Genomic DNA, 25800 nt, shown 5'->3' with positions numbered 1-25800 from the left:
ACGGGCGTAGCCCCTCCTTCATAGCTTTCGTCGGTTGCGACGGAACCTACGCCCGTGACCATTTACACCAGCGATGAGACGCGACCCCGCGCTGATCGCGTGGAGTGATCGTGTCGATGACTTGACCGTCGGTGAACGCGGTTCCGTGCCAACGGAAGTGCGACTGCAGGTCGTTAGGCGCTTTAGTGACCCGGGACCCAACGATGAACCGCAGCTCGGCCTGATCAAGGTCACGCAGATTGGCGCCTGAAAGCATGCCGGCAGCGGCCACGACGACCATGTCGGTGATGCCATGGCGTTGTTGGAACGCCTTCACGATCGGCACGATCGTCAGTGTCTCGGCCTTGTTGCCTTCAAAGCAGCCAATCTCTAGGGGAAACCCGTGCCGGTCGACGAGCAAGCCCACCACGATCTGCGGGTCGACGCGGCGTTCCTTGGAGTAGCCAACCTTGCGGAACTCGTCTTCTTTATCTGCCTCGAAGTAGAGGGTTGTGACGTCGTAAACCACCAGGCTCACATCGCCTGTAGTCCGGGCATGATCAAAGCAGGCGGCGGCGATCTGGTGCCGGCATGCGCGCGGCGCAGGGTGCGTTTGCGCGTCGACAGCGACGCCGACGTGCGACCCAGCTCAGCAAGGACCCGATCGACATCGAGCAGGCTGGTCGGCTCCACGACCCTGGCGATCACCAGGTCAGGGAAGACCTCATCATCGATCACGTCGAAACCCAGGCTTTCATACACCTGCGCGAGCGCGCCGTAGAGCAACCCACAGCAGGTCTTGAGCACCCGCGGGCGAGCCACCAGCTGCTGCGGTCCTGGTTGACCGGCAACCTCAGCGAACAGCGTTCCCGCCGGCGGGGGCACCATCTCTGCCTTCGCGACCTTCGGGGTGAGCCCGAGATCCAGCTCGCCCTGGACGTCATCAACCAACAGCCGCCGGGCTTCCTCCACAAGCAGACTCAGCTCGGCCTCATCGCGAGCAGAGCCCACATGGCGAACAATCCGGCGGCGGTCATCGACGGACTCCCCGATCTGGACCGCAGTCGCCCCCGAGGCCGTCCGCACCCGCCGAACCCAGACCACCCAGCGAGCCTACGACACAGATTAGTGCCTAAAAAGTACAACCAACCGAACATCATCCCAGCTCAACGCCCTGCCACTCTCAAGAAACCGCAGCAATGAACCAACTCAGGTTTCATGGCGAACGTTGGCGATCACGCAGCGGTTGTATCCGGTGGAGCGGCGCTAAGCGACGTTAATTTAATGGTTGACGCATTCCGCAATGGTTTCCTGCAATGTGTATTTTGTTCTGAAACCAGTGGACCTAATTTTTCTGTCGTCAAACAGCGTTTGCCTAGACATTACTTCGATGGCGAAAGGAACTAGCGGTAAATCCACGCTGTAAGGCAGCAGTATTTCCAGTGCTCTGGCGATCAACTTTCCGATACCTACTGGGATGCGTATAAGTGTGGATTTTCTGCCGCGGGCTTGATCGAGAGCGTTTTTGATCGCAGCCCAGGTGGTCTCGTAACCGCTGACCAGGTAGGTATTGCCCGCCGCTTCCGGCAGTTCCCCCAACCAGGCCATAGCGCGGCCGACGTCGCGTGTATCGATGCAGGACCATCGGTTTTCGCCAGTGCCGAACACAGCGACGATGCCCTTTTTGTGTCCATCGAAGATCGCACCCATGGAACTGTCGCGCTTGCCCATGGTGTTGGCTGGCCGCAGTACGACCAGATCAATGCCAGTTTTGTTGGCGACTTCCTGTACTGCGCCTTCGCGCTCCAGCGCGACCTGGGTAAAGGAATACTTGGGATCGCTGGGATGATTTTCGTCAATTGGTGTCGGCGGGCGGCTAAAGCCATAGATCTGCACGGTGCTGAGTTGAATAAAGCGTTTTGCACCAGCTCGTGCGGCCGCTTCCATGACACGCCGGGTCAAGACGACATCAATGGCTCGGTGGGCCTGCAGTGACTGATGCATTTTCGGGCTGCCTAGGCAGCAGTAGACGATGTCATGCTCCGTGATGGCTGCCTGGATGGCCGTATCGTCAGTGAAGTCGACGGCTGTAACGTTGGCGCCAATCTGATGTAAGAATTCGGTACGGCTGCCCTGGCGGATGACCGCGGTGACCACGTGTCCCGCTTGTATTAGTTGCTCGGCGACGTGGCTGCCGATAAATCCGGTTGCACCAAAAATCACGGTATTCATAAGGCCCCTGGCTAGTCGTCGTGCCCCACGCCACTGAACAAAGGTTCCTGTAGGGTCGAATTTGTCCCTGTTTTCCCTGCTCCGGTAATCACGGTCGCTTGAGGTTGGTGGGTCGTGGTCCTCTGTAGGCCGAACTTGGTTGGGGTGAGTTCGGCGTGGTGGGAATGGGGCCTGTTGGCGTTGTAGTCGTAGCGCCAGTCACCGATGATCGCACGTACTTCGCGGTAGCGAGTCGAAGTGCCAGGCGCTGAGGAGTTCGTCGCCTCCGGTGTGCTAGCGCGCACGCTATGGCGCGGTAACCGCTGACCAGATCCGACCATCGGACGCACAGAACTGATCGGCTCCAGCCTGAACTGCTCCGTCAGAGAACTCTCAAATGGGAATTCTGCCGGCTCGATTAGCCAGTCAGCAACCATGATAGCCCAGCACGATGTGCGCCAGCGCCTCAAAAAATCGATCATGTCATCGCCTTTCGAGAAAGTGTGCCAGCCTCGCCACCTAGCCTCACCACCCGACTCCTGAACCGGATAGAAATTCTGGATTGGGTGGCTTCAGCGTGAAAACATCAATGCTCGCTTGACTTCTTGCACCGCCTTGGTTACCTCGATACCCCGCGGGCATGCCTCGGTGCAGTTGAACGTGGTCCGGCAGCGCCACACCCCATCGACCTCGTTGAGGATGTCGAGGCGCTCGGCGGCGGCTTCGTCGCGGCTGTCGAAGATGAAGCGGTGTGCGGTGACGATCGCCGCCGGGCCGAAGTAGCTGCCGTCGTTCCAAAAGACTGGGCAGCTGGTGGTGCAGCATGCGCACAGGATGCATTTGGTTGTGTCGTCATAGCGGGCTCGGTCGGTCGGGCTCTGAATCCGCTCGCGGGTCGGCGTATTTCCGCTGGTGATCAAGTAAGGCTTGACCGCCCGATACGCGTCGAAGAACGGCTCCATATCTACTACAAGGTCTTTTTGCACCGGCAGTCCGCGAATCGGCTCAACGGTGATAGTCGGTGTTTTCCCAGGTTTCTTCGCCAGCAGGTCCCGCATCAGGACCTTGCAGGCCAGCCGGTTGACGCCGTTGATCCGCATAGCATCGGAGCCGCACACTCCGTGGGCGCAGGATCGCCGGAAGGTGAGTGTTCCGTCGAGGTAACCCTTGATGTAGGTCAGCAGGTTGAGCAGCCGGTCGCGGGGCAGGCAGGGGACTCGAAAACTTTGCCAGCCGCCGGTTGCCGCGTACGCGTCGGGGTCTTCGGGGTTGAACCGGGCGATCTTGACGGTCACCATCACCGCACCGTCTGGTGCAGGAGGCAGAGGAGGGTCAGCCCCGGCTCGACAGTCTCGCCTACAGGCATCAGTACTTCCGTTCCTTGGGTTCGTAGCGGGTTTGCACGACGGGTTTGAAGTCAAGCTTGATGTCGCTGAGGAGATCGGTGCCTTGCTTGTACGCCATGGTGTGGCGCATGTAGTTAGTGTCGTCCCGGTTGGGATAGTCGGCTCGGGCGTGGCCGCCGCGGGACTCTTTGCGGTTGAGTGCGCCGACTACCGTGACTTCGGCCAGCTCTAGTAAGAAGCCCAGCTCAATGGCTTCCAGCAAGTCGCTATTGAAGCGTTTCCCTTTATCGTGCACTGTAATTCGGGAGTAGCGTTCTTTCAGTGCATGAATATCGGTGAGCGCTCGCAGCAGCGTCTCTTCGGTGCGGAAGACGGCGGCGTTGTTGTCCATGGACTGTTGCAGCGCGCTGCGAATGTCGGCGACTCGTTCGTTGCCGTGTTCGGACAAGATGTCGCTTACCCAGTTGACGACCATGGCCGCCGGGTTTGGCGGCATATTGACGAAGTCGTGGCTCCGCGCGTATCTGGCTGCGGCAATGCCGGCCCGGCGACCGAACACGTTGATGTCGAGGAGGGAGTTGGTGCCCAGCCGGTTGGCTCCGTGCACCGACACACAAGCGCATTCGCCGGCCGCATAAAGGCCGGGGACGGTGGCGGTGTTGTTCCGTAACGCCTGACCAGTGACAGTGGTCGGGATGCCGCCCATCAAGTAGTGGCAGGTTGGATATACCGGGACCAGCTCGTCGACCGGATTCACGCCGAGGTAGGTGCGGGCAAATTCGGTGATATCGGGCAGTTTGGCCTCGAGAACCTCCGCGCCGAGGTGGCGGACATCGATGTAGACGTGGTCCTTGTTCGGGCCGGCGCCACGACCCTCCAGCACTTCCAGCACCATCGAGCGCGCCACGATGTCACGGGGAGCCAAGTCGACGATCGTCGGAGCGTAGCGCTCCATGAAGCGCTCGCCTTCGCCGTTGAGCAATCGGCCGCCCTCGCCGCGCACGGCTTCGGAGATCAAGATGCCCAACCCAGCTAGGCCGGTCGGGTGGAACTGATGGAACTCCATGTCCTCCAACGGGAGCCCCTTCCGGAAGACAATGCCGATGCCGTCGCCGGTGAGAGTGTGCGCATTGGAGGTGGTTTTGTACATTCGTCCCGAACCGCCGGTTGCGATTACGACGGCCTTGCAGTGGAACACATGAATTTCACCCGTTGCTAGGTCATACGCGACCACGCCGGTGGCTACCGGGCCGCTCGGTGTGTGGGTAATGACCAGATCGAGCGCGTAGAACTCGTTGTAGAACTCGACATCATGCTTGACGCAGTTCTGGTAGAGCGTTTGCAGGATCATGTGGCCGGTGCGGTCGGCCGCGTAGCACGCGCGACGCACCGGAGCTTTGCCGTGGTCGCGGGTGTGGCCGCCAAAGCGGCGCTGGTCGATGCGTCCCTCAGGGGTGCGGTTGAAAGGCATCCCCATTTTCTCCAGGTCGAGCACCGCGTCGATGGCTTCCCTGCACATGATCTCGACCGCGTCCTGATCCGCCAGATAATCGCCGCCTTTGACGGTGTCGAACGTGTGCCATTCCCAGTTGTCGTCCTCCACGTTGGCCAACGCAGCGCACATGCCTCCCTGTGCGGCGCCGGTATGGCTACGGGTGGGGTACAGCTTGGTCAGCACGGCCGTGCGAACGCGTGGACCCGCCTCGACGGCGGCGCGCATCCCGGCGCCACCCGCCCCGACGATCACTACGTCGTATCTGTGTTGGGAGATCACGGTTGCTGTCGACGACGCAGAGCGTGACGACGAGGTGGGGGTACCTCGCGTTTGCGGGAAAGAGCTGGCGAAAACATGTGCGCCTTTCACGAGATGTTCGCGTCGAATGTCATCAAGACATAGCTGCCCAGCACCAACGTGAACACCATCGATATGGCCAACAGCGTGTTCAACCAGAATCGGGTGACGTTCTTACGGCTGTAATCGTCGATGATCGTGCGCATTCCGTTGCCGCCATGCAACTGGGCCAGCCACAACAGCAGAAGGTCCCAGATCTGCCAGAACGGTGACGCCCAGCGTTGCGCCACATAGTTGAAGTCGATGCGGTAGACGCCGTTCTCCCACATCAGCATCACGAACAAATGTCCGACTACCAGGAACACCAAGACCACGCCGGAAAACCGCATGAACAGCCACGCGAATTTCTCGAAGTTGGGGATGCCGGCGCGCTGCCGCGGCGACCGCGGGTTGTCCAGGCTGGCGGGACGGTCGTAGCTGCGCTGTTTGATCGGTGCGATCCGGTCGTGGCTGGAATCGAACTCGGATCTAAGGTCGAGTTGGGACTCTCGGTTACTCATCCGAAACGCTCCATCATGTGGATACCCAGCACCACCGCCACCGGAACCATCAGCACCACATAGACGATGCCGATCACCCACAACATCAGGCGCTGATAGCGAGGCCCCTGCGCCCAGAAGTCGATCAAGATAACCCGGATTCCGTTCAATGCGTGCAGCAGCACCGCGGCGACCAGTCCGAACTCCATCAGGCCGACGATCGGAGTCTTGTAGGTTTCCACCACCGCGTTGTAAGTTTGCGGGCTTACGCGCAGCAGTGCGGCGTCTAAGACGTGGACGAACAGAAAGAAAAAGATCGTGGCGCCAGTGATACGGTGCAGCACCCACGCCCACATGCCCGGATCTCCCCGGTCGAGGGTACGAGGTGTTCGCCGCTTCTGGGACGGCTCCGGCGCCGTTCTGGGCGTTGCCGGAGCCGCGGTTGTCTCTTGTGACCGCACCGAGTCTTCACCGCCTTCAAAACCACCGTTTAACTGCCGTGGCCGGGAAATTGAGCTTAACTTGGCCAGGTCATGGGTGGTATCAGCAGTCCGATCCAGCAGGTGTGTTCTTGCGGAGCTAAGGTGGCTTCTCGAGTCGGCCCATTGATGAGCGGGGTTTGCGTAATGCCCGATGTTGATTGGAATACGCTGCGCGACAATGCAGTCCAGGCTGCGGCCGGAGCTTATGCGCCGTATTCGCGGTTCAGAGTGGGTGCGGCTGCGCTCGTCGACGATGGTCGGCTGGTGACTGGATGCAACGTGGAGAACGTTTCCTATGGCCTGGGCCTGTGCGCTGAATGCGGAGTGGTTTGCGCTCTGCATGCGACAGGCGGCGGCCGACTGCTTGCGTTGGCATGCGTTGACGCGCATGGGTCGGTTCTGATGCCGTGTGGGCGGTGCCGCCAGGTGCTGCTGGAGCATGGAGGCCCCGGGCTCTTGATTGACCATCGAGCGGGTCCGCGCCAGCTTGGTGACCTGCTGCCCGATGCTTTCGATGCTGACGACCTAGCGCGGCGACGATGCGGGCCGGGAGGGCCTGAGGAGGAGGCGGGCAATTGAACCTAGCGCGGCGACGATGCGGGCCGGCAGGGCCGCAGGAGGAGGCGGGCAAAATGCACGTGGTGTGGGAAGCCTGTTGACCGGGTTTGCGTTGGACGCGCCGACGGTAATCCGGACCAAGCGAGATGGCGGCCGGCTATCCGATGCGGCGATCGATTGGGTCATCAATGCCTACACGGATGGCCAGATTGCCGACGAACAGATGTCGGCCCTGTTGATGGCAATTTTCTTTCGAGGCATGGACCGTGGTGAGATCGCCCGATGGACCGCGGCGATGGTGGCCTCCGGTGAGCAGATGGATTTCACCGGGTTGTGTTACCGGGGTAGGCCTTTGGTGACGGTAGACAAGCATTCCACTGGCGGCGTAGGGGACAAGATCACACTGCCGTTGGTTGCCGTGGTCGCCGCCTGCGGCGGGGCGGTTCCACAAGCCTCCGGTCGCGGGCTAGGGCACACCGGCGGCACCTTGGACAAACTGGAGTCCATAGCAGGATTCACCGCCGATCTTTCCCATCAGCAAGTGCGTGAACAACTCCCAGATGTCGGCGCGGCAATTTTCGCGGCCGGCAGACTCGCCACCGCTGACAAGAAGCTGTATGCACTGCGTGACATCACTGGCACGGTTGAGTCGCTAGCGTTGATCGCCAGTTCGGTGATGAGTAAGAAGCTAGCCGAGGGAACCGGCGCGCTGGTGCTCGACGTGAAGGTTGGCTCCGGGGCATTCGTGAAGTCGGCGGAGCAGGGCCGGGAGTTGGCGCAGATCATGATCGAGCTGGGTGCGGCGCATGGGGTAGCTACCCGTGCGCTATTGACGGATATGAACCGCCCGCTGGGTACGTCAGTCGGCAATGCGCTCGAAGTTACCGAGTCGTTGGAGGTGCTGGCTGGTGGCGGGCCTCCCGATGTGGTGGAGCTGACGTTGCGTCTGGCCACGGAGATGCTTGAACTCGCCGGGATAGATGGCTGCGATCCCGCTCAGACACTGCGTGACGGCACCGCGATGGACCGATTTCGACGGCTGATTTCCGCGCAGGGCGGAGACCTATCGGTAGCGTTGCCGGCAGGTACTTACTCCGAGACGCTGACGACCAGTCGGGGCGGGACAATGGGTGACATCGACGCGATGGCAGTGGGCCTAGCGTCATGGCGGCTTGGAGCGGGGAGGTCGTGCCCGGGTGAGCGTGTGCAGTTCGGTGCCGGTGTCAAGATCCACCGCCGGCCTGGGGAGCCCGTCGCGCCCGGCGAGCCGGTGTTCACGCTCTACACCGAGAATCGGGAACGTTTCGGTGCGGCAATGGCCGAGCTGGACGGCGCTTGGAGCGTCGACGACACCCCGCCTGCGCCGCGGCCGTTGGTCGTGGATCGGATAACTCAATGATCACCTCTACGAGTCGACCATGACACCGGATCTAGAGGCGATCAGGCGGGTGCCAAAGGCGTTGCTGCACGACCATCTCGACGGTGGGTTGCGTCCGGCGACCGTGTTAGATATCGCCGGACGGGTTGGTTATGACCGGCTGCCCGCCACCGATGTCGACGCGCTGGCGACCTGGTTCCGCACCGCTTCGCATAGTGGCTCGCTGGAGCGTTACCTAGAGCCGTTTTCGCACACCGTGGCGGTGATGCAGACTCCCGAAGCGTTGTACCGCGTTGCCTACGAGTGCGTGGAAGATTTAGCCGCCGATTCGGTGGTCTATGCCGAGGTGCGGTTCGCGCCCGAATTGCACATCGACCGCGGGTTGTCGTTCGACGACGTCGTCGATGTGGTGCTGGCAGGTTTCGTCGCCGGCGAGAAGGCTTGTGCGGCAGCGGGTCGTCCCATTGTCGTGCGCTGCTTGGTCACCGCCATGCGCCATGCTGCATTGTCTCGAGAGATCGCCGATCTGGCAATTCGATTTCGGGACAAGGGGGTCGTCGGATTCGACATTGCCGGCGCGGAAGCGGGCTATCCGCCGACCCGGCACCTCGATGCATTCGAATACATGCGTGAACGCAACGCGCGCTTCACCATTCATGCCGGCGAGGCATTCGGGCTGCCGTCCATCCACGCGGCGCTTGCATTCTGCGGAGCTGACCGGCTGGGTCATGGGGTGCGGATTGCCGACGACATCGACGTCGAGCCGGACGGGAGTATCCGATTGGGTCGGCTCGCATCGATCCTGCGCGACAAACGGATTCCGCTGGAGCTTTGCCCTAGTTCGAACGTGCAGACCGGCGCCGTGGCGAACATCGCCGAACATCCCTTCGATCTGCTGGCCCGGTCGCGCTTCCGGGTCACTGTCAACACCGACAACCGACTGATGAGCGACACGTCGATGAGTCTTGAGATGCACCGTCTGGTGGAGGCATTCGGCTATGGGTGGAGCGACTTGGCGCGTTTCACCATCAATGCGATGAAATCCGCGTTCATCCCCTTCGATCAGCGCTTGGCGATCATCGACGAGGTGATCAAACCGCGATTCGCGGTGCTGATCGGATAGCCGGGCGGCGATCAGCGCTGGTGGCAAATACGGATGCGTTTTGCGGAGTTGCTGCGCATCGCTGCGCGTACCGGCATACCATCGTCCCCGTGCTGTTCCACGGTGCCACTGCCGAAGGCATTGCGAGTCGTGGGTTCAGGCTGGCGCTGTGGCGCTGGGAAGCCGTCCGCTAATGCCGTTACTGCCGGAGCGTGTTCGCGACCGAGAAGCCAGCCTGTTCGCCCTGCCCGGTGGGCGTGAGCTGGCTTACGTAGAGTGGGGCGACACCGTCGGCTATCCCGCGTTCTATTTTCACGGCACGCCAAGTTCGCGGCTCGAGGGTGCTTTCGCCGATCGCGCCGCAAAACGTCAAGGGTTCCGACTGATCGCGGTGGATCGTCCCGGATTCGGGCGATCAACGTTTCAGGCAGGAAGACGATTTCTTGATTGGCCGTCGGACGTTTGTGCCCTGGCTGATTCGCTCGGAGTCGACGAATTTGGCGTCGTCGGGCATTCAGGCGCAGGACCGCACCTGTTCGCCTGTGGCGCCTTGATTCCGCGGGAGCGGCTTAGATTTATCGGGGCGCTCGGACCGTGGGGCCCGCTGGCCACGCCAGAGATCATGAGGAGCCTCAACGCAGTCGACCGGCTATGCGTGCGATCCGCGCAACATGGACAACGATTTTTCGGTGCCTCGTTCGCGCCGCTCGGCTGGTGCGCGAAGCGTACTCCAGGGGTGTTCGCCACGTTGGTAACGGCGTCAGTGCCCTCGGTTGACAGGTACCGCATGCGCGACGAATCCGTCCGGCGCCACTATGGCGCTATGGTGCTCGAAGCTTTTCGGCAGGGCGGCCGTGGCGGGGCCTATGAATCCTAATCGTTTAGTAGGGATTGGTTACCGGTCCGGGTGTTGGTGACCGGGGCCTGTTTCTTGCGGGATCTGCCGTCAGGTGACGTCTGGTGTTCCCGTCGTTCGACGACTTGAGAAAGAGCGGCGCGTCTGGCGGCAGGTCTTGTCGGGTTGGTGGTGAGATTCCGTTGCCCGAGCCCGTCGCAGGGGTGACTTCCTGATGGTTGTTCTCGAGCCTTGAGCTCTTCGACAGAACGAAGTCCTGCGATGTGCTGGAGTCACGGACGGCTAGTGAGATGACGGACCTTGGAGTCCCGCGATTAGGGCGCCGCGTGAGTCCACCGGTAACGGCGCAACCATCCACCGACGAAAAAGTGAGGACGTCTTGGGCTTGTTTTGTGGAATCGACTGGGCTACTGAGCATCACGATGTTGCTGTGGTTGATGACGACGGGAGGGTGGTAGCCCGTGCACGGCTGGGCAATGATGCGGCCGGGTTCGCGCAGCTGTTGACGTTGCTGGCTGAGGCCGGTGACAGTGCCGCTGATCCGATACCAGTGGGGATGGAAACTGATCGTGGCCTGTGGGTGGCGGCGCTGCGAGAAACTGGCCGGGTGATTTATCCGATCAACCCGTTGGCGGCTTCGCGGTATCGGGCACGGTATGCGGTGTCGGGGGCCAAATCCGATGGTGCCGACGCGGTGCTGCTGGCCAATATTGTGCGCACCGACCCCGGCGCGCACCGCCCATTGCCCGCCGACACCGAGTTGGCCCAGGCGATCCGGGTGCTGGCCCGCGCTCAGCAAGACGCGGTATGGGCACGTCAACACATCGGCAACCAGATTCGCGATGTGCTCAAAGATTTCTACCCGGCGGCCATCACCGCGTTCGCCGACCTGCCCGAGGGCGGGCTGGCTCGTCGAGATGCGCGCACCATCTTGGCTGCTGCACCAACCCCCACCCAGGCGACCAAGCTGACCCCGGCCCGACTGCGCCGACTGCTGGCCAAGGCCGGCCGCCGCCGCCATCTCGACCGTGACATCGAACGGTTGCGGGAGGTGTTCACCGACACCTACCTGCACCAACCACCGGTCGTGGAGAACGCGATGGGTATCCAATTGGCAGGGCTGCTGGGTCAGTTCGAGGCTGCCTGCACCACTGCTGCTGATCTCGCCGAGGCGGCAACCGCCCATTTTGAGCAGCACCCGGACTCCACGATCATCACCAGCTTCCCCGGACTGGGGAACCTGGCCGGTGCCCGGGTACTCGCCGAGATCGGTGATGACCGCGCCCGCTTCACCGACGCCCGCGGACTGAAAGCATTCGCCGGAGCCGCGCCGATCACCCGCGCCAGCGGCAAGAAAACCCTCGTGTTGCACCGCCATATCAAGAACCGGCGCCTGGCCGCCGTGGGTCCCATCTGGGCTTTGGCATCGCTGCGCGCCTCGCCGGGCGCCCGTCGCCACTACGACACCCGCCGCGCCGCAGGAGACTGGAACCACCAAGCCCAACGACATCTGTTCAACAAATTCCTCGGCCAACTCCACCACTGCCTGCAAACCGGCCAGCACTACACCGAACATCTAGCCTTTCCACCTCCTCCCTCGCTCGTGGCTTGACTTTTAACTTCGTGAGATGTCTTTCTCAACTACCGGCCGTGGGAGTTCGACGTCGCCGAGGTAGCCGTTCCTACCCATATCTGGCTGGGCGAACGCGATACTCTCGTGCCGCGCGCCATGGGTGAGTATCTTGAGCAGGCTATTCCACGCGTCGATTTGCACTGGGCTGAAGGCAAAGGGCACTTTAGCGTCGAAGAGTGGGACGCGATCTTGGCAGCCTGTGCCGCCGACATCGACAAGCGTCCCAGCCGCTAGTTGTCGCCGCTGTTCGCGCCTTAGCCGTGACGCACATGTTGGATGTTGTCGCCGGTCTGCGGCGCTATTCGCGCCTTAGCCGTGACTCGACGAATCCCTCCAATTTCTCCCACTCTCGCACCGCTGCCGCGTACGGCGCAGCGGGCTTGCCGACTGAACCGGGATCCAGCACGTAAGCCACCAGCTTGCCCAGCGGCTGGCTTGTCTCGAGCGCCTTGTCGACCGTGCTTTCTTCGGAGTACTCGCCGAGGTCGCGGAGTAGCTCAACGGTCAGATCCAGCTGTTCACGGTCTACTGCGTCCGGCCCGTCGGCGAAATCGTCGGCTAGCCCGCTCAGGACGTAGATGTTGTCTTCGGTGACGTCCACTTCCAGGGAGCCGTCAGTTGCAGCGGTGCGGATGTCGTCGTATGTGCTTAGATCCGACAAGTCGTGGTCGTGCTCGTCGGCAAGGTAGCGCGCTAGGGCTCGTTCTGAGTTGAACACACTTATCCGCCCGTTGCGGCCTAGGAATATCGGGTGGTCGTCTAAGTAGCAACGCAGGGTGAAGAAGGTGCCTGCGCTTGTCATGATCTGGATTGGGTCGATGCCCACTTTCAGCCAGAAGTCCTCGTCACTGCCTAGCACCACATCGTCGGCGGCAGCTCGGGTTTCCTGTTCGGCGTCGGAATCCGCGCCGTCCTCGTCGTCTCCGACGCCGTCATCTTCGTGCCCGTCGGGCTCGTCAGAGGCATCCTCGGAACCTGACTCCTCGTCGAGCTCGTCAGGCTCGGCGGGTTCTTCGGCTAGTTCATCTGCGATCTGTGCCGAAAGCTCGGCATCGATATCGGGCGTGCTGACGATCTCGTCGATTGCTTCGATTACATTGTCCCAGCCGCGACCAATAATTTCGGCGAGCGAATTCCAACGCTTGCGCCCGGCTTTGCCGGTGAAGTGGTCGATGCCACCGGAAACTGTGCCCAAACTGGGGTTGCCGTTGAAAAACTTCGATACTGCAACCAACTCACAGACCGATCCGATGGATGAGATGACCGACAGGGCGGCGGCCAGCGAAGTCACCGAGTCCTCGGTCGGCTTCTCCGCCACCAGCTCCTCGACAATAACCAGATCGAATTGCTTGTCCTCGGCTGGCTGGAAGGTGTGTGCGTGTGCCTCGGTTAGGCCTTTCCACGCGGGGTGATCAGCCAAGTCGTGGTCATCGTTGGTGCGTACAAACGCGATCAGGTCAGAGACGGTCTCGAAGGCGTACAAGTCGTCGCCTTTACCCAGGAACGCCTCCCACTCGTCGCCGGCATCGCGCCAACGTGGAGCCCACAGCGTGTAGCGATCACCAACAGACAGGCTCAAGCGGATGGGCACGACGTCAGCAACCATGCGGCACAGAATAGCGACGACGCCTCTGGCCGGATCCACGGGCAGCCGGCCTCCGGGCGGCTACTCGGTCCAAATATCCGCGACTATCGGAGCGCGCGTGGCCAAGCCAGTCTTGGGTAACCCATACATCTGCTCCAGTGTGGAGAGTACGTTGTAGTGGCTGATGGTCTGGTTGTACGTTCCAGGACGTACGTGGTCGCCGTAGAACACCGTCGGGATTTGGTTGCGACTGGTGTTATCGTCCTCGTCCCATGTCACGATGAGCAGGCTGTTGTTGGCTTTGGCCCAGTTGGCGTACGGGGTCAGCTGACGTTTTAGCCAGGCGTCACCCGCGGCGATCGAACCGTCGTGCATATCGTTGTTGCCGTTGGGAATGACGAACGACACCGTCGGCAGCCTGGCGTAGCTGCCTGGCGCCGGAAACGCCGAAAACGGAACTGACCTTGATGGTGGCACATTACTGAAGTTGACCCACGGTGCGTGTTTGCGTGCGTATGCACCTGCGCTGCAGACAGTAGAGCCAACCGCGGGCAGACTTTCGGCATATCCGACGAACGTGTGCCCAGCGGCCAGCAGTTCAGAGCCCAGATTGGGACGCGCCCCTGCGTTGACTGGACAAGTGTTTGCCTTCAAACCGAATGTGCTGCCGGCGAACAGTGCCAAGTAGTTCGGTTCGCTTGGGTGTGTTTCGGCGAACGATCGGGCCATCATTGCGCCGTTAGCCGCCAGGGCGTTGATGAAGGGAGCCGACTTGTTGCCGATGATGGAGGATTGAGAACGGTTTTCCTCGACCACGACTACTACGTGGGCAAACGTTGGAAGAGCTGCCGCTGCCAGCCTGATGTGCGATGAAGTGTTGCCGACGTGCGCGGAGGGGGGCAGCGGAAATGTGGTGGGTGCCGTCGCGGCGACCGCTAGCGCGCCGAGCAGCGCCAAGGCTCGGCATGCCCTGCCCGGATATCGGGTCGGGTCCTTGGTCCCGGGAATCATGACGGGAGTATATGGGTGGATTTGCTGTGTTCGCCGATAGAAACGCGAGGCCGTTAGCCGGGCTAGTTCTGATTGTTACGTACCCTCGAAACCATGGAAGTGCGTGTTGTCGACCACCCGTTGGCCGCGGCTCGCCTGACTGTGCTGCGCGACGAACGCACCGGTAGCGCGGCTTTTCGGGATGCGTTGGGGGAGCTGACGCTGATGTTGGTTTACGAGGCCACCAGGGACGCGCCGTGCGAACCGGTTCCGGTTCGCACGCCACTGGCTGTGACTGCCGGGTCACGGCTGGCCGACCCACCGCTGCTGGTTCCGGTGTTACGAGCGGGGCTGGTCATGTTGGACAAAGCGCTTGCTGCGATACCGGATGCCCAGGCAGGGTTCGTGGGTATCGCTCGTGACGAGGAAACGCACCAGCCGGTCCCGTATCTGGAGGCCGTACCCGACGATCTGACGGGTCGACCGACAATGGTCCTCGACACCATGCTCGCCACCGGCGGGTCAATTACACATACCGTTGAACTACTGCAACGTCGCGGCGCAACAGAAATCACCGTGCTCTGTGTGGTGGCCGCACCGGAAGGTCTTGCTGCGCTTGAGAAAGCAGCTCCGAATGTGCGGTTGTTCACCGCAGCCGTCGACGACCGGCTCGACGACACGGCTTATATCGTGCCGGGTCTCGGCGACGCTGGTGACCGACAATTCGGCCCCAACCCATCACCAGGCGTGTACCGCGGAGACGAGCTCATTACGCAGCGCACCGGCCCGCTGCCGGGCAGCGGGTAAGTCATCGGTCGCCGCGCATCGAACTTCCAAATAGCACTTCACCTTGGGTTCCGTCCCAGAGGGCCGCACCACAACCCTGATTGAGGTGTCGTCGTCGCTGCCGTTGAAGATCAGTGCATCGCCGATATCTGCGGCGGTGACGGCAAACCCGGCCAGTCGCTTTGGAGGTGTCTTTCGTAGCAGTCTTACCAGGGCGGCAGCCTCCTCGGAGTCGGCGACACGACGCGGAGCCGCCGTGACCTCGTGCACGCCGTGGCGTCGCGCAAGTGCGTCGAGCATGCCGGGCACGGAATCGCCTCGCTCTTTGAGCGCAGCAACCAGATCGCATACCAATACAGCCGCGCTAATACCGTCTTTGTCACGCACGGCGGCGGGGTCGACGCAATGCCCGATCGCTTCCTCGTACGCGTATACCAGGGTTGTGCCGAGTGGCAAATTCGCATCGGCGCGTGCGAGCCACTTGAAGCCGGTTAGCGTCTCGACGTGAACGGCACCGTGGTACTTGGCGATCGCCGCCAGCATCCGCGACGACACCACGGTGCTGGCCACCGCGCTGGTCTCAGGCCTATGTTCACCCACGCGCTCGGTTTGGATGTGCGACAAGATGTAGTCGCCTAGTAGCCAACCAGTTTCGTCCCCGGACAGCATCCGCCATCCCGACTCAGTCGGTATCCCAACAGCGCAACGGTCAGCATCGGGATCCAGCGCGATGGCAACGTCGGCGCCAACCTCGGAGGCCAGGGTGAGTAGTGCATCGGTGGCGCCGGGTTCCTCGGGGTTCGGGAACTTGACGGTAGGGAAGTCTGGGTCCGGCGTGAACTGTGTTGTGACGACGTGTATGTCGTCGAAACCCGCGCGATGAAAGGCGCGGAGCGCGAACGTCCCCCCAACACCGTGAAGTGGCGTCAGAGCTATTCGGACCGAACCGGTGTTGCGCCGAACGCTGGCCGCGCGCTGTACGTAGCGCTCGACGAGATCTACAGCACCGGGGCCGACGGCCTTCCTGGTGATGCGGTCAGCCGGAGGAGCGGCGGCCATCGCCGCCTCGATCTGCCGGTCAGTGGGGGAAACAAGCTGGATGCCGCCGTCGAGAAACACCTTGTAGCCGTTGTCGGTCGCCGGGTTGTGCGACGCGGTGATTTGTACCCCGGCAGCCGCGCCAATGGCGCGTACCGCGAACGCCACCACCGGTGTAGGCGCCGGATCCGGTAGCCGGAGCACCGAAAAGCCCTCTGCAGAAAGCACTTCCGCTGCTGCCGCGGCAAACGTTGACGAGCCGTGGCGAGTATCGCGCCCAACAACCACCACTTCGGACCGCGGGCCGGCTGGCCCTCTGAGCACCTGCGCCAGCGCCCATGTTGCACGCAACACCACTGCGATGTTCATCGCGTCGGGACCGCCACGCACGGGTCCACGCAGGCCCGCGGTACCGAACGTGAGCGGTCGGGCAAACCGCGCCGCAAGCTCGTCAGCGCCGCAGGCGGCAAGTTCGGCAGCCGTCTGCGGATCGGGATCGTGTGCTATCCATTCCTCGGGCGTCATGTGGCTCTGCTCAGCCTGAGGCCTCGAACCGGGCGATGACACCGGCTAGCAGTGAGCCCATCTTCGCCGCAGACGCGGCCCCTGCGGCAAGCACCTCGGCGTGGCTTAGCGGCTCGCCGGTGATTCCGGCGGCGAGATTGGTCACCAGGGAGATACCCAATACCTCGGCGCCCTCCGCGCGCGCCGCGATGGTCTCATGCACTGTCGACATGCCTACTAGGTCGGCGCCCAATGTCCGCAGCATTCGGACCTCGGCGGGCGTCTCGTAGTGCGGTCCGGGCACGCCCGCGTACACACCTTCGGTCAACTTCGGGTCGGTTTGTCGGGCAAGCTCGCGCAGCCGGGGCGCGTACGCGTCGGTCAGGTCGACGAATTGTGCGCCCAGCAGCGGCGAACGTGCCGTCAGGTTCAGATGGTCGCTGATCAGTACCGGTTGGCCGACCTGCAGGTTAGCGCGGAGACCGCCTGCCGCATTTGTGAGCACGATGATCTTTACCCCGGCCGCACAGACCGCTCGAATGGGATGCACGACGTGGCGCAGGTCATGTCCTTCGTAAGGGTGTATGCGACCGGCCAGCACTAGTACCCGGTGCTCGCCGATGCGAAGCGACAACAACTCACCGGCATGTCCGACCGCGCTTGGCGGGCTGAACCCGGGCAGATCGGCCTGAGCGAGCACGGCGTTCGGCGAACCCAGCGCGGCAATGGCCGGCGACCAGCCGGATCCGAGAACTACAGCGACGTCGTGCGCATCGATGCCGGTTCGGTCGCCGATGACCTGCGCCGCCCGCTGCGCCAGTTCGACGGGATTTAGCGGTGGCTCGGTCACACTAGGCGAGCCTAGCCGGACGATGGCGAGCGCGGGACAGCGTCAGCGGGGAGCTGGTCAGTGCTGTCCTCAGCGGCCAAGTTGTCAGACATACCAGCCGACATTCAGAGATGCGCGGATGTGCCGGGCCGGTGGAATGTATTGCGGGTACCCCGCGGTGAGATACTGCGAATATGCCCGGATTGAGCGCACTGGACAACGTCGAGCAAGTGGTGCGGCGCCGCGGCGGCGACCTAGTTGAGTTATCCCACTCGATTCACGCCGAGCCGGAGCTTGCCTTCGCTGAATACCGTAGCTGCGCCAAGACGCAGGTGTTGGCGGCTGAACGCGGTTTCGAGATCACCCCGGCTGTTGCCGGGCTGGACACGGCGTTTCGCGCTGACTTCGGTAGTGGACCGCTGGTCGTCGGGGTGTGCGCCGAGTATGACGCCTTGCCCGGGATCGGACACGCCTGCGGTCACAACATCATCGCGGCTTCGGCGGTGGGCACGGCTCTGGCGCTTGCTGAAGTAGCCGACGATTTAGGGCTTACGGTTGCTTTGCTGGGCACGCCTGCGGAGGAGGCCGGGGGTGGTAAGGCGCTGATGCTGCAGGCTGGGACTTTTGACGATGTTGCGGTGGCGGTTATGGCTCATCCCGGCCCGGTCGACATCGCTGCTACGCGATCATCGGCGTTGTCGGAGGCCGCCGTGCACTACCGCGGTAAGGAATCCCACGCCGCTGTGGCGCCCCATCTTGGAGTCAATGCTGCTGACGCTGTGACCGTAGCCCAAGTCGCTATTGGGGTATTGCGGCAGCAACTGGCGCCCGGGCAGCTGGTGCACGGCATCGTCACCGACGGTGGGCTTGCGGCCAACGTCATCCCCGGGCAGGCGACCATGCACTATGCGATGCGGGCGCTTGAATCTGATTCGCTAAGAGAACTCGAGGCGAGAATATATGCGTGCTTTGCTGCTGGTGCACTCGCGGCAGGCTGTGAGCACGAGATCGAGAATACCTCGCCGTCATACGCGGAGTTGAAACCGGACCGGTGGCTGACCGATGTTTGTCGAGAGGAGATGCGCCGGCTTGGGCGCGAGCCCGTCGACCCCTCGGCGGAAGCCGGGCTGTCCTTGGGCAGCACCGATATGGGCAATGTGACGCAGGTGATGCCAGGGATTCATCCAGTGATTGGTGTCGACGCCGGGGGAGCCACGGTTCACCAGCGTGCCTTCGCCGCTGCGGCCGCCGGTCCCAGTGCCGACTGCGCGGTCGTTGACAGTGCGGTGATGTTGGCGCGGGCGATCGTCCACCTCGCTGAGACCACGGGTGAGCGTGACCGAGTGTTGGCCGCGCAGCAGCGCAGACAAAGCCGGGCAGAAGTATGAGCCTTGTCGACATTGCCGAGTCGTGGCTGGCCGCGCACTACGACGATCTGGTCGCCTGGCGCCGGCACATCCATCGATATCCGGAGCTGGGCCGCCAAGAGTACGCGACCACGCAGTTCGTCGCTGAGCGATTGGCGGACGCGGGGCTTAACCCGAAAGTGTTGCCGGGTGGGACCGGGCTTACTTGCGACTTCGGGCCCGAGGATCGGCCGAGGATTGCGCTGCGAGCCGATATGGATGCGCTGCCGATGGCCGAGCGCACTGGTGCCGCATACGCCTCGACAATGCCCAACGTCGCACACGCTTGTGGCCACGACGCGCACTGCGCGATCTTGCTGGGCACCGCGCAGGCGCTGGCGCCGGTGCCGGAGCTACCCGTCGGAGTGCGGCTAATCTTCCAAGCTGCCGAAGAGCTGATGCCTGGTGGCGCCATCGATGCGATCGCGGCCGGAGCGTTGATTGGGGTGTCGCGGATCTTCGCCCTGCATTGCGACCCGCGGCTAGAGGTTGGAAAAGTCGCGGTCCGGCACGGCCCGATCACGTCCGCAGCCGACCAGATAGAGATCGTCCTGTATTCCCCCGGTGGGCACACGTCTCGTCCGCATCTGACCGCTGACCTGGTGTATGGGCTGGGCACACTGATCACTGGCCTGCCGGGTGTGCTTTCGCGTCGCATCGATCCGCGTAACAGCACCGTCCTGGTGTGGGGGGCAGTAAACGCGGGTGTAGCCCCAAACGCCATTCCGTTAACTGGGACGCTGGCCGGCACCGTCCGCACCGCCAGCCGGCAGACCTGGGTGGACCTTGAGCAAATAATCCGCGAGGCCGTCACGGGCCTGCTGTCGCCGCTGTCTATCGAACACACGTTGCACTACCACCGCGGGGTGCCGCCGGTGGTCAATGAGGACGCCTCGACCCGGATCCTCACCCACGCCATCGAAGCCGTGGGCCCCGATGTCCTTGCCGATACCCGACAATCCGGTGGCGGTGAGGACTTCTCCTGGTACTTAGAGGAGGTCCCCGGCGCCATGGCGCGACTCGGTGTCTGGTCAGGAAGCGGACCGCAGTTGGACCTGCATCAGCCGACCTTTGACCTCGATGAGCGAGCCTTGGGGATCGGGCAGCGGGTCATGGCCAGCATCATTGAGCAGTCAGCTGGGTTTTAGTTCTCCGGGGCTGGCCCGATCGCAACCTCGCCGCCTGGGCGCTCGCTAAGCGGTGGTCCCTGGGCCGATGTTGCGGGCCGGTCGCGTTCGCAGGTCGTGCACGTAGTCGTTGGGTGCGCCGGCGATTTCTGCGGCATCGGCCATCACGCCCAGGTAGCGTGCCGACGGAAGCCCGCCTTCCCAGGCGTCGAGGACGTATAGCCACGCCAGGACGGGATCAATCGTTGTGTCAGACGAGATCCGCTCCACCCTGCAACGGATCTTCTTGTGGACGCCGAACTCCGAGCCTTCCCAACGGTCAAGGTTCATTTCGTCTGCCGGCGTCATGTCGTAGAGCACGACGAAAACCATCGAATGGGGATCCTCGACGATGGTGGCCAGTGCACCTTCCCACCCGATGTCCTCGCCGCCAAACGTCAGTCGCCACCCCGGCAACCAGCCGGTTCCGGCCATCGGGGAGTGGGGTGCCCGCTGCTGCATCTGCTCGGGATGCATGTTTGATCCGTACGCGGCGTAGAGCGGCACGGGGAAAGCTTAAACGGGACCTGCTTGTGTTGGCTGCTTGTGTGTTCATCGTCGCCAAACGGAGTCTGATTGTCGGGTCTTCCCGCCGGTCGCTGCTTGCCGCGCAGCTGCGCGCCAGTTCCTTCTCACGCCGCGCTGCGGCGTGCATCGTCGCCAAGCTGGGTTTGACTGCTCGGCTCCTTCTCACGCCGCGCTGCGGCGTGCATCGTCGCCAAGCTGGGTTTGACTGCTCGGCTCCTTCTCACGCCGCGCTGCGGCGTGCATCGTCGCCAAGCTGGGTTTGACTGCTCGGCTCCTTCTCACGCCGCGCTGCGGCGTGCATCGTCGCCAAGCTAGGTTATGGCTGTGGCGACTCGCATCGTGATCATCGGTGGAGGCCCAGCTGGTTATGAGGCCGCACTAGTTGCCGCAGCACGCGCCGAATCAGCGCAAGTCACCGTGATCGACTCCGACGGCATCGGCGGCGCGGCCGTTCTGGACGACTGCGTTCCATCGAAAACATTCATCGCTTCCGCTGGACTGCGCACCGAACTGCGTCGGGCGCCCCAGCTTGGCTTCGATATTGACTTTGACGACGCCAAGATCTCACTTACCCAAATCCACGCCCGGGTCCGAGCGCTCGCCGCGGCGCAGTCCGCGGACATCACGGCTCAGCTGCTCGGCGTGGGTGTCCAGGTGATCGCCGGCCGCGGCGAGCTGGTCGACTCGGCGCCGGGTCTGGCCCGGCACCGGATCAAAGCTACCGTTGCGGGCGGTGCCTCCACCGAGCTTGACGCCGATGTCGTGCTGATTGCCACCGGCGCTCGTCCGCGGATTTTGCCGGCCGCTGAACCCGACGGTGAGCGCATCTTGACCTGGCGGCAGCTCTACGACCTCGACATGTTGCCTGAGCACCTTATTGTGGTGGGCTCGGGTGTCACCGGTGCCGAGTTCGTGGATGCTTACACCGAATTGGGTGTGCGGGTGACGGTGGTGGCTAGTCAGGATCGGGTGTTGCCATACGAGGATGTCGACGCCGCGGCGGTCCTGGAAGAGTCATTCGCCGAACGTGGTGTGCGTCTGTTCAAGAATGCCCGCGCGGCAGCGGTGACTCGCACCGCCACGGGAGTTCTGGTCACGATGACCGACGGCCGGACAGTGGAGGGCAGTCATGCCCTGATGACTATCGGTTCAGTTCCCAATACCGGCGGGCTTGGCCTAGAACGAGTCGGCATTGAGCTGGGTCGCGGCAACTTTTTGACGGTGGACCGGGTGTCGCGGACATCGGTGAGTGGCATCTACGCCGCGGGTGACTGCACCGGGCTGCTGCCTTTGGCGTCGGTGGCTGCGATGCAGGGGCGGATCGCGATGTATCACGCGTTGGGCGAAGAAGTAAGTCCGATCCGGCTCCGCACGGTCGCGGCAACGGTCTTCACCCGACCTGAGATTGCCGCGGTCGGTGTGCCGCAATCCGCGATCGACAATGGCTCGGTAACGGCTCGCATCATAATGCTGCCGTTAGGCACCAACGCGCGAGCGAAGATGTCCGAAGTACGTCACGGCTTCGTCAAGATATTCTGCCGACAGTCGACCGGTGTGGTGATTGGCGGTGTAGTGGTGGCGCCGATCGCGTCAGAACTCATCCTGCCGATTGCGGTGGCCGTGCAGAACCGCATCACCGTCAACGAGTTGGCGCAAACGCTAGCTGTATACCCATCGTTGTCCGGTTCGATCACCGAGGCCGCTCGCAGACTGATGGCGCACGACGACCTGGACTGAGCGGTGATTTAAGGACGACCGAAGATCGACAACACTAGCCTTAGTTGAGCACCCGCCTTACGACGAGTAACCGACAGGAGTTCCCCGGATGAGGAGTCCTTCGCCGTGAGCCACCCGACTCACGCTCCGGAGACCGGACAGACTTGGCGGGCTTCTTCGCTCGGGCCTAAACAACGTGCGTTGGCTTGGGAGCGACTCGGAGCTGAGCAATTCGACGTGGTTGTCATCGGAGGCGGCGTGGTGGGCTCTGGGTGTGCGCTGGACGCGGCCACCCGGGGGCTACAGGTGGCGCTAGTCGAGGCCCGCGACCTCGCCTCCGGCACCTCGAGCCGGTCTTCGAAGATGTTCCACGGTGGGCTGCGTTACCTTGAGCAGCTGGAATTCGGCTTGGTCCGTGAGGCACTATTCGAGCGCGAGCTGTCAATGACCACGTTAGCGCCGCATCTGGTTAAGCCGTTGCCCTTCTTGTTTCCGGTGACCAAGCGTTGGTGGGAACGCCCGTACATGGCTGCGGGCATCTTCCTCTACGATCGGCTGGGCGGTGCGAAATCGGTTCCGGCGCAAAAGCATTTCACCCGGGCCGGCGCCTTGCGGTTGTGTCCTGGCCTGAAGCGCAGTTCGTTGGTCGGTGGTATTCGCTATTACGACACCGTCGTCGATGACGCGCGCCACACGCTGACCGTCGCGCGCACCGCAGCCCACTACGGCGCGGTTGTGCGGTGTTCAACTCAGGTGGTCTCGTTGCTGCGAGACGGCGATCGAGTGGTCGGTGTTCGCGTGCGCGACTCGGAGAACGGTGCGGTCACCGAAGTCCGCGCCCGCGTCGTGGTCAACGCGACCGGTGTCTGGACAGACGAAATCCAGGCGCTGTCCAGACAGCGGGGACGATTCCAGGTGCGTGCATCTAAGGGCGTTCACGTGGTGGTGCCCCGTGACCGCATCGTGAGTGACGTCGCGATCATCCTGCGCACCGAGAAGTCGGTGATGTTTCTCATCCCGTGGGGCAGCCACTGGATTATCGGAACCACCGATACGGAATGGAACCTAGACTTGGCCCATCCCGCGGCTACCAAGGCCGACATCGACTACATTCTTGAGACCGTCAACACTGTGCTGGCTACTCCGTTGACGCACAACGATATCGACGGGGTGTATGCGGGGTTGCGCCCACTGCTGGCCGGGGAGAGCGACGAAACGTCCAAGCTGTCCCGGGAGCACGCCGTGGCGGTGCCGGCGCCAGGCCTGACGGCCATCGCTGGCGGCAAATACACCACCTACCGCGTAATGGCCGCTGACGCGATCGACGCTGCGGCAGAATTCATTCCAGCTCGGGTGGCGCCGTCGATCACGGAGAAGGTGCGGTTACTCGGGGCCGATGGGTATTTCGCGTTGATCAATCAGGCAGAACATGTTGGTGCCCTGCAGGGCTTGCCCCCCTACCGAGTGCGGCACCTGTTGGACCGTTACGGCGCGCTGATCGATGAGGTGTTGGCGTTGGCGGCCGATCGTCCCGATCTGCTGGACCCGATTACTGAGGCACCGGTTTACCTCAAAGTGGAGGCGGCGTACGCGGCCGCCGCCGAGGGCGCCTTACACCTTGAGGACATACTCGCCCGGCGAATGCGGATCTCTATTGAATATCCGCACCGCGGCGTGAACTGTGCGCGTGAAGTGGCCGAGGTAGTTGCGCCGGTGCTGGGATGGACCGTCAAAGACGTCGACCGCGAGGTCGCGAACTACACGGCGCGGGTGGAGGCGGAGGTGCTGTCCCAAGCCCAGCCTGACGACGTGTCGGCGGATATGTTGCGGGCTAGTGCGCCAGAGGTGCGCGAAGAGATCCTCGAGCCGGTGCCCCTGGAGTGAAAGGCGCAATGAAAAATTCCCGTCCGCTACCGGTTCGGGACGGATTAGGGCCGGCGCGGGTGCGGCTGCACGGGGGACCGGTGCTCGCCGAGCTGACTGCTCGGTTCGGTGCGGCGGCCCGGGCGAAGGTCTTGGCTGGTGAGGTCGTCGACGGCGGCGGTGCGGTCGTCGATGCCGATACCGACCTGGCTAGCGGCTCCGCCGTCTATTTCTATCGCGACCTACCTGACGAAGTGGCGGTGCCCTTCGATATCCCGGTGCTCTATCAAGACGCTGACATCGTGGTCGCCGACAAACCACATTTTTTGGCCACCATGCCCAGGGGGCGGCACGTCGCACAGACTGCGCTGGTACGGCTGCGGCGGGAACTGGATTTGCCTGAGCTGAGCCCGGCCCACCGGCTGGATCGGTTAACCGCCGGCGTGATGCTGTTTACCGCTCGGCGCGAGGTGCGTGGTAAGTACCAGACGTTGTTTGCCCGCGGGCTGGTGCGAAAGACTTATCTGGCTCGCGCGGTAGTCGAGCCAGCCGTGGCGCTACCGCGGCTAGTCCGTAGTCGTATCGTCAAGCGCAGGGGTCAGTTGCAGGCGTTCTGCGTCCCGGGTGCTCCCAATGCCGAGACACTGGTGGAGCTGATATCACCGAATGGTCTGTACCGGCTGACACCGCGCACGGGGCGTACCCATCAATTGCGCGTTCACATGTCGTCGCTGGGGCTGCCGATTATTGGTGACCCGTTATACCCCAACGTAATACCTGTCGCTGACGACGACTTCAATACGCCGCTGCAGCTGCTGGCGCAACACATCGAGTTCGAGGATCCGCTTACCGGATCGTGGCGCAGGTTTGTCAGCCAAAGAGAATTGCGCTGAGGCTCGTTGCGAGTGCAGGTCCGCAGTGAGCGAGACTGACGGCTATGCCCGGGGCAAGTCCGACTTGTGACGTGAGCAATATGCGTCGATGCTCGCGCCGACGAAAAAGCCGTAATGGTAGGCAGGCATGTTGCTGCTAAAAACACTTCATTGACCACGTCGGCAGGCGCGACTCTGGTGTCGAGTTTTACGCAGACAAAATGGCCGGCTGCGATTGCGTGAGCCGACGATACGTGGTCGGTGATGCCCTCAGATTGCAACTCCGCTGGGAAGTTGTTATCGGTTGTGTCGGTGAGATGTCTTGCGCCGTCAAGTCGAGCCGCGACAGTGAGGGTTCGGCTTCTCGCTGTAATTCCCGCGGATGTGACGGCTGGGGCGACAGTCCGTTGGTTGGGTATACATGCCTTGTTCGCCTTCCGGTAGCTCGGTCCGAGGGGGTGTGCCAGAGCATCGGCGACCGGTATTCGGCGGGGCGTCGCGCCGGCTAGTGAGGCTCGGCGATGCCACCTCGGTGATGGTCGGTTTCGGTGTCGGATGAGCCTCGGGGACACATGGATTATCGGCGTCGACAACGTGATCCGGGTGGATCGCCTGTCCAATGCGATAGCGATCGCCGCAAC

At 62.7% G+C, this 25800-nt stretch carries 19 protein-coding genes and 6 pseudogenes; 12 read left to right on the top strand and 13 right to left on the bottom strand.

Annotated elements, in window-relative coordinates; genetic code table 11:
- Window positions 1–85: 85 nt before the first annotated feature.
- The 7 genes and pseudogenes from ACO07W_RS06530 to sdhC form a co-directional block, all read right to left on the bottom strand.
- Window positions 86–1083, bottom strand: a pseudogene (locus ACO07W_RS06530) (IS1634 family transposase); the annotation flags it as partial.
- A 177-nt stretch (window positions 1084–1260) separates the two neighbouring features.
- A complete protein-coding gene (locus ACO07W_RS06525; protein ID WP_421841772.1) occupies window positions 1261–2211 on the bottom strand; it encodes an NAD-dependent epimerase/dehydratase family protein in 951 nt (316 codons plus the stop codon).
- A gap of 95 nt (window positions 2212–2306) precedes the next feature.
- A pseudogene (locus tag ACO07W_RS06520) lies at window positions 2307–2472 on the bottom strand (integrase core domain-containing protein); the annotation flags it as partial.
- Window positions 2473–2762: 290 nt separating this feature from the next.
- The gene (locus ACO07W_RS06515; RefSeq protein ID WP_421845839.1) at window positions 2763–3515 is read right to left on the bottom strand and encodes a succinate dehydrogenase iron-sulfur subunit; all 753 of its coding nucleotides are present in this window, start codon (window positions 3513–3515) and stop codon (window positions 2763–2765) included.
- 40 nt (window positions 3516–3555) lie between these two features.
- Window positions 3556–5310: a succinate dehydrogenase flavoprotein subunit gene (gene sdhA / locus ACO07W_RS06510; protein WP_421841770.1), complete on the bottom strand. Its 1755-nt coding sequence runs from the start codon at window positions 5308–5310 to the stop codon at window positions 3556–3558.
- 86 nt (window positions 5311–5396) lie between these two features.
- Window positions 5397–5888 (bottom strand): succinate dehydrogenase hydrophobic membrane anchor subunit, encoded by a 492-nt coding sequence (locus tag ACO07W_RS06505; RefSeq protein ID WP_421841768.1) that lies wholly within the window; start codon window positions 5886–5888, stop codon window positions 5397–5399.
- Window positions 5885–6223 (bottom strand): succinate dehydrogenase, cytochrome b556 subunit, encoded by a 339-nt coding sequence (sdhC, locus tag ACO07W_RS06500; protein ID WP_421841766.1) that lies wholly within the window; start codon window positions 6221–6223, stop codon window positions 5885–5887. Before sdhC ends, ACO07W_RS06505 begins: the two co-directional genes overlap by 4 nt.
- A gap of 270 nt (window positions 6224–6493) precedes the next feature.
- Here sdhC and ACO07W_RS06495 point away from each other — a divergent pair, with 270 nt between their 5' ends.
- From ACO07W_RS06495 to ACO07W_RS06470, 6 genes and pseudogenes are all read left to right on the top strand, one after another.
- Window positions 6494–6928 (top strand): cytidine deaminase, encoded by a 435-nt coding sequence (locus tag ACO07W_RS06495; RefSeq protein WP_421841764.1) that lies wholly within the window; start codon window positions 6494–6496, stop codon window positions 6926–6928.
- A 76-nt stretch (window positions 6929–7004) separates the two neighbouring features.
- Complete coding sequence (locus ACO07W_RS06490; RefSeq protein WP_421845838.1) at window positions 7005–8306, top strand: thymidine phosphorylase; 1302 nt, start codon at window positions 7005–7007, stop codon at window positions 8304–8306.
- A gap of 19 nt (window positions 8307–8325) precedes the next feature.
- Window positions 8326–9408 carry an adenosine deaminase gene (locus ACO07W_RS06485; RefSeq protein ID WP_421841762.1) on the top strand — a complete coding sequence of 361 codons (1083 nt, stop codon included), beginning with the start codon at window positions 8326–8328 and terminating at the stop codon, window positions 9406–9408.
- Window positions 9409–9580: 172 nt separating this feature from the next.
- A pseudogene (locus tag ACO07W_RS06480) lies at window positions 9581–10261 on the top strand (alpha/beta fold hydrolase); the annotation flags it as partial.
- 367 nt (window positions 10262–10628) lie between these two features.
- Window positions 10629–11855, top strand: coding sequence for an IS110 family transposase (locus tag ACO07W_RS06475; protein ID WP_421845748.1), 1227 nt, complete (start codon window positions 10629–10631; stop codon window positions 11853–11855).
- A gap of 21 nt (window positions 11856–11876) precedes the next feature.
- A pseudogene (locus ACO07W_RS06470) lies at window positions 11877–12110 on the top strand (alpha/beta fold hydrolase); the annotation flags it as partial.
- Between the two features lie 64 nt (window positions 12111–12174).
- Here ACO07W_RS06470 and ACO07W_RS06465 read toward each other — a convergent pair.
- Window positions 12175–13482, bottom strand: coding sequence for a primosomal protein (locus ACO07W_RS06465; RefSeq protein ID WP_421841760.1), 1308 nt, complete (start codon window positions 13480–13482; stop codon window positions 12175–12177).
- Window positions 13483–13542: 60 nt separating this feature from the next.
- On the bottom strand, window positions 13543–14472 hold the full coding sequence (locus ACO07W_RS06460) for an alkaline phosphatase family protein (RefSeq protein ID WP_421841758.1): 930 nt from the start codon (window positions 14470–14472) through the stop codon (window positions 13543–13545).
- 93 nt (window positions 14473–14565) lie between these two features.
- On the opposite strand from ACO07W_RS06460, the pseudogene upp reads away from it, so the two are divergent.
- Window positions 14566–15183 (top strand): annotated as a pseudogene (upp, locus tag ACO07W_RS06455) (uracil phosphoribosyltransferase); the annotation flags it as partial.
- A gap of 6 nt (window positions 15184–15189) precedes the next feature.
- On the opposite strand, the gene ACO07W_RS06450 reads toward upp, so the two are convergent.
- Both ACO07W_RS06450 and ACO07W_RS06445 read right to left on the bottom strand, forming a co-directional pair.
- Entirely contained in the window at window positions 15190–16800 is a 1611-nt protein-coding gene (locus tag ACO07W_RS06450) for a phospho-sugar mutase (protein ID WP_421841756.1), read from the bottom strand.
- Window positions 16801–16810: 10 nt separating this feature from the next.
- The gene (locus ACO07W_RS06445; protein ID WP_421841754.1) at window positions 16811–17629 is read right to left on the bottom strand and encodes a purine-nucleoside phosphorylase; all 819 of its coding nucleotides are present in this window, start codon (window positions 17627–17629) and stop codon (window positions 16811–16813) included.
- A gap of 173 nt (window positions 17630–17802) precedes the next feature.
- Between ACO07W_RS06445 and ACO07W_RS06440 the strand changes: the two genes are divergently transcribed.
- Both ACO07W_RS06440 and ACO07W_RS06435 read left to right on the top strand, forming a co-directional pair.
- Window positions 17803–18996: an amidohydrolase gene (locus ACO07W_RS06440; RefSeq protein ID WP_421841752.1), complete on the top strand. Its 1194-nt coding sequence runs from the start codon at window positions 17803–17805 to the stop codon at window positions 18994–18996.
- Window positions 18993–20162, top strand: coding sequence for a M20 family metallopeptidase (locus tag ACO07W_RS06435; RefSeq protein WP_421841750.1), 1170 nt, complete (start codon window positions 18993–18995; stop codon window positions 20160–20162). Before ACO07W_RS06440 ends, ACO07W_RS06435 begins: the two co-directional genes overlap by 4 nt.
- A gap of 45 nt (window positions 20163–20207) precedes the next feature.
- Here the strand turns inward: ACO07W_RS06435 and ACO07W_RS06430 are convergent, their stop codons facing one another.
- Window positions 20208–20687: a gamma-glutamylcyclotransferase gene (locus ACO07W_RS06430; RefSeq protein ID WP_421841748.1), complete on the bottom strand. Its 480-nt coding sequence runs from the start codon at window positions 20685–20687 to the stop codon at window positions 20208–20210.
- A gap of 345 nt (window positions 20688–21032) precedes the next feature.
- Here ACO07W_RS06430 and ACO07W_RS06425 point away from each other — a divergent pair, with 345 nt between their 5' ends.
- The 3 genes from ACO07W_RS06425 to ACO07W_RS06415 all read left to right on the top strand — a co-directional run bounded on the left by ACO07W_RS06425 (window position 21033) and on the right by ACO07W_RS06415 (window position 25180).
- Window positions 21033–22445: an NAD(P)H-quinone dehydrogenase gene (locus ACO07W_RS06425; RefSeq protein ID WP_421841746.1), complete on the top strand. Its 1413-nt coding sequence runs from the start codon at window positions 21033–21035 to the stop codon at window positions 22443–22445.
- A gap of 105 nt (window positions 22446–22550) precedes the next feature.
- Window positions 22551–24308: a glycerol-3-phosphate dehydrogenase/oxidase gene (locus tag ACO07W_RS06420; protein WP_421841744.1), complete on the top strand. Its 1758-nt coding sequence runs from the start codon at window positions 22551–22553 to the stop codon at window positions 24306–24308.
- Window positions 24309–24316: 8 nt separating this feature from the next.
- Window positions 24317–25180 (top strand): pseudouridine synthase, encoded by an 864-nt coding sequence (locus tag ACO07W_RS06415; RefSeq protein WP_421841742.1) that lies wholly within the window; start codon window positions 24317–24319, stop codon window positions 25178–25180.
- A gap of 149 nt (window positions 25181–25329) precedes the next feature.
- Here the strand turns inward: ACO07W_RS06415 and ACO07W_RS06410 are convergent.
- A pseudogene (locus tag ACO07W_RS06410) lies at window positions 25330–25731 on the bottom strand (DUF732 domain-containing protein); the annotation flags it as partial.
- Between the last annotated feature and the right edge of the window lie 69 nt (window positions 25732–25800).

This window comes from Mycobacterium sp., from assembly GCF_965230835.1.
GTDB lineage: Bacteria > Actinomycetota > Actinomycetes > Mycobacteriales > Mycobacteriaceae > Mycobacterium.
This window is presented reverse-complemented; position numbering and strand designations above follow the sequence as displayed.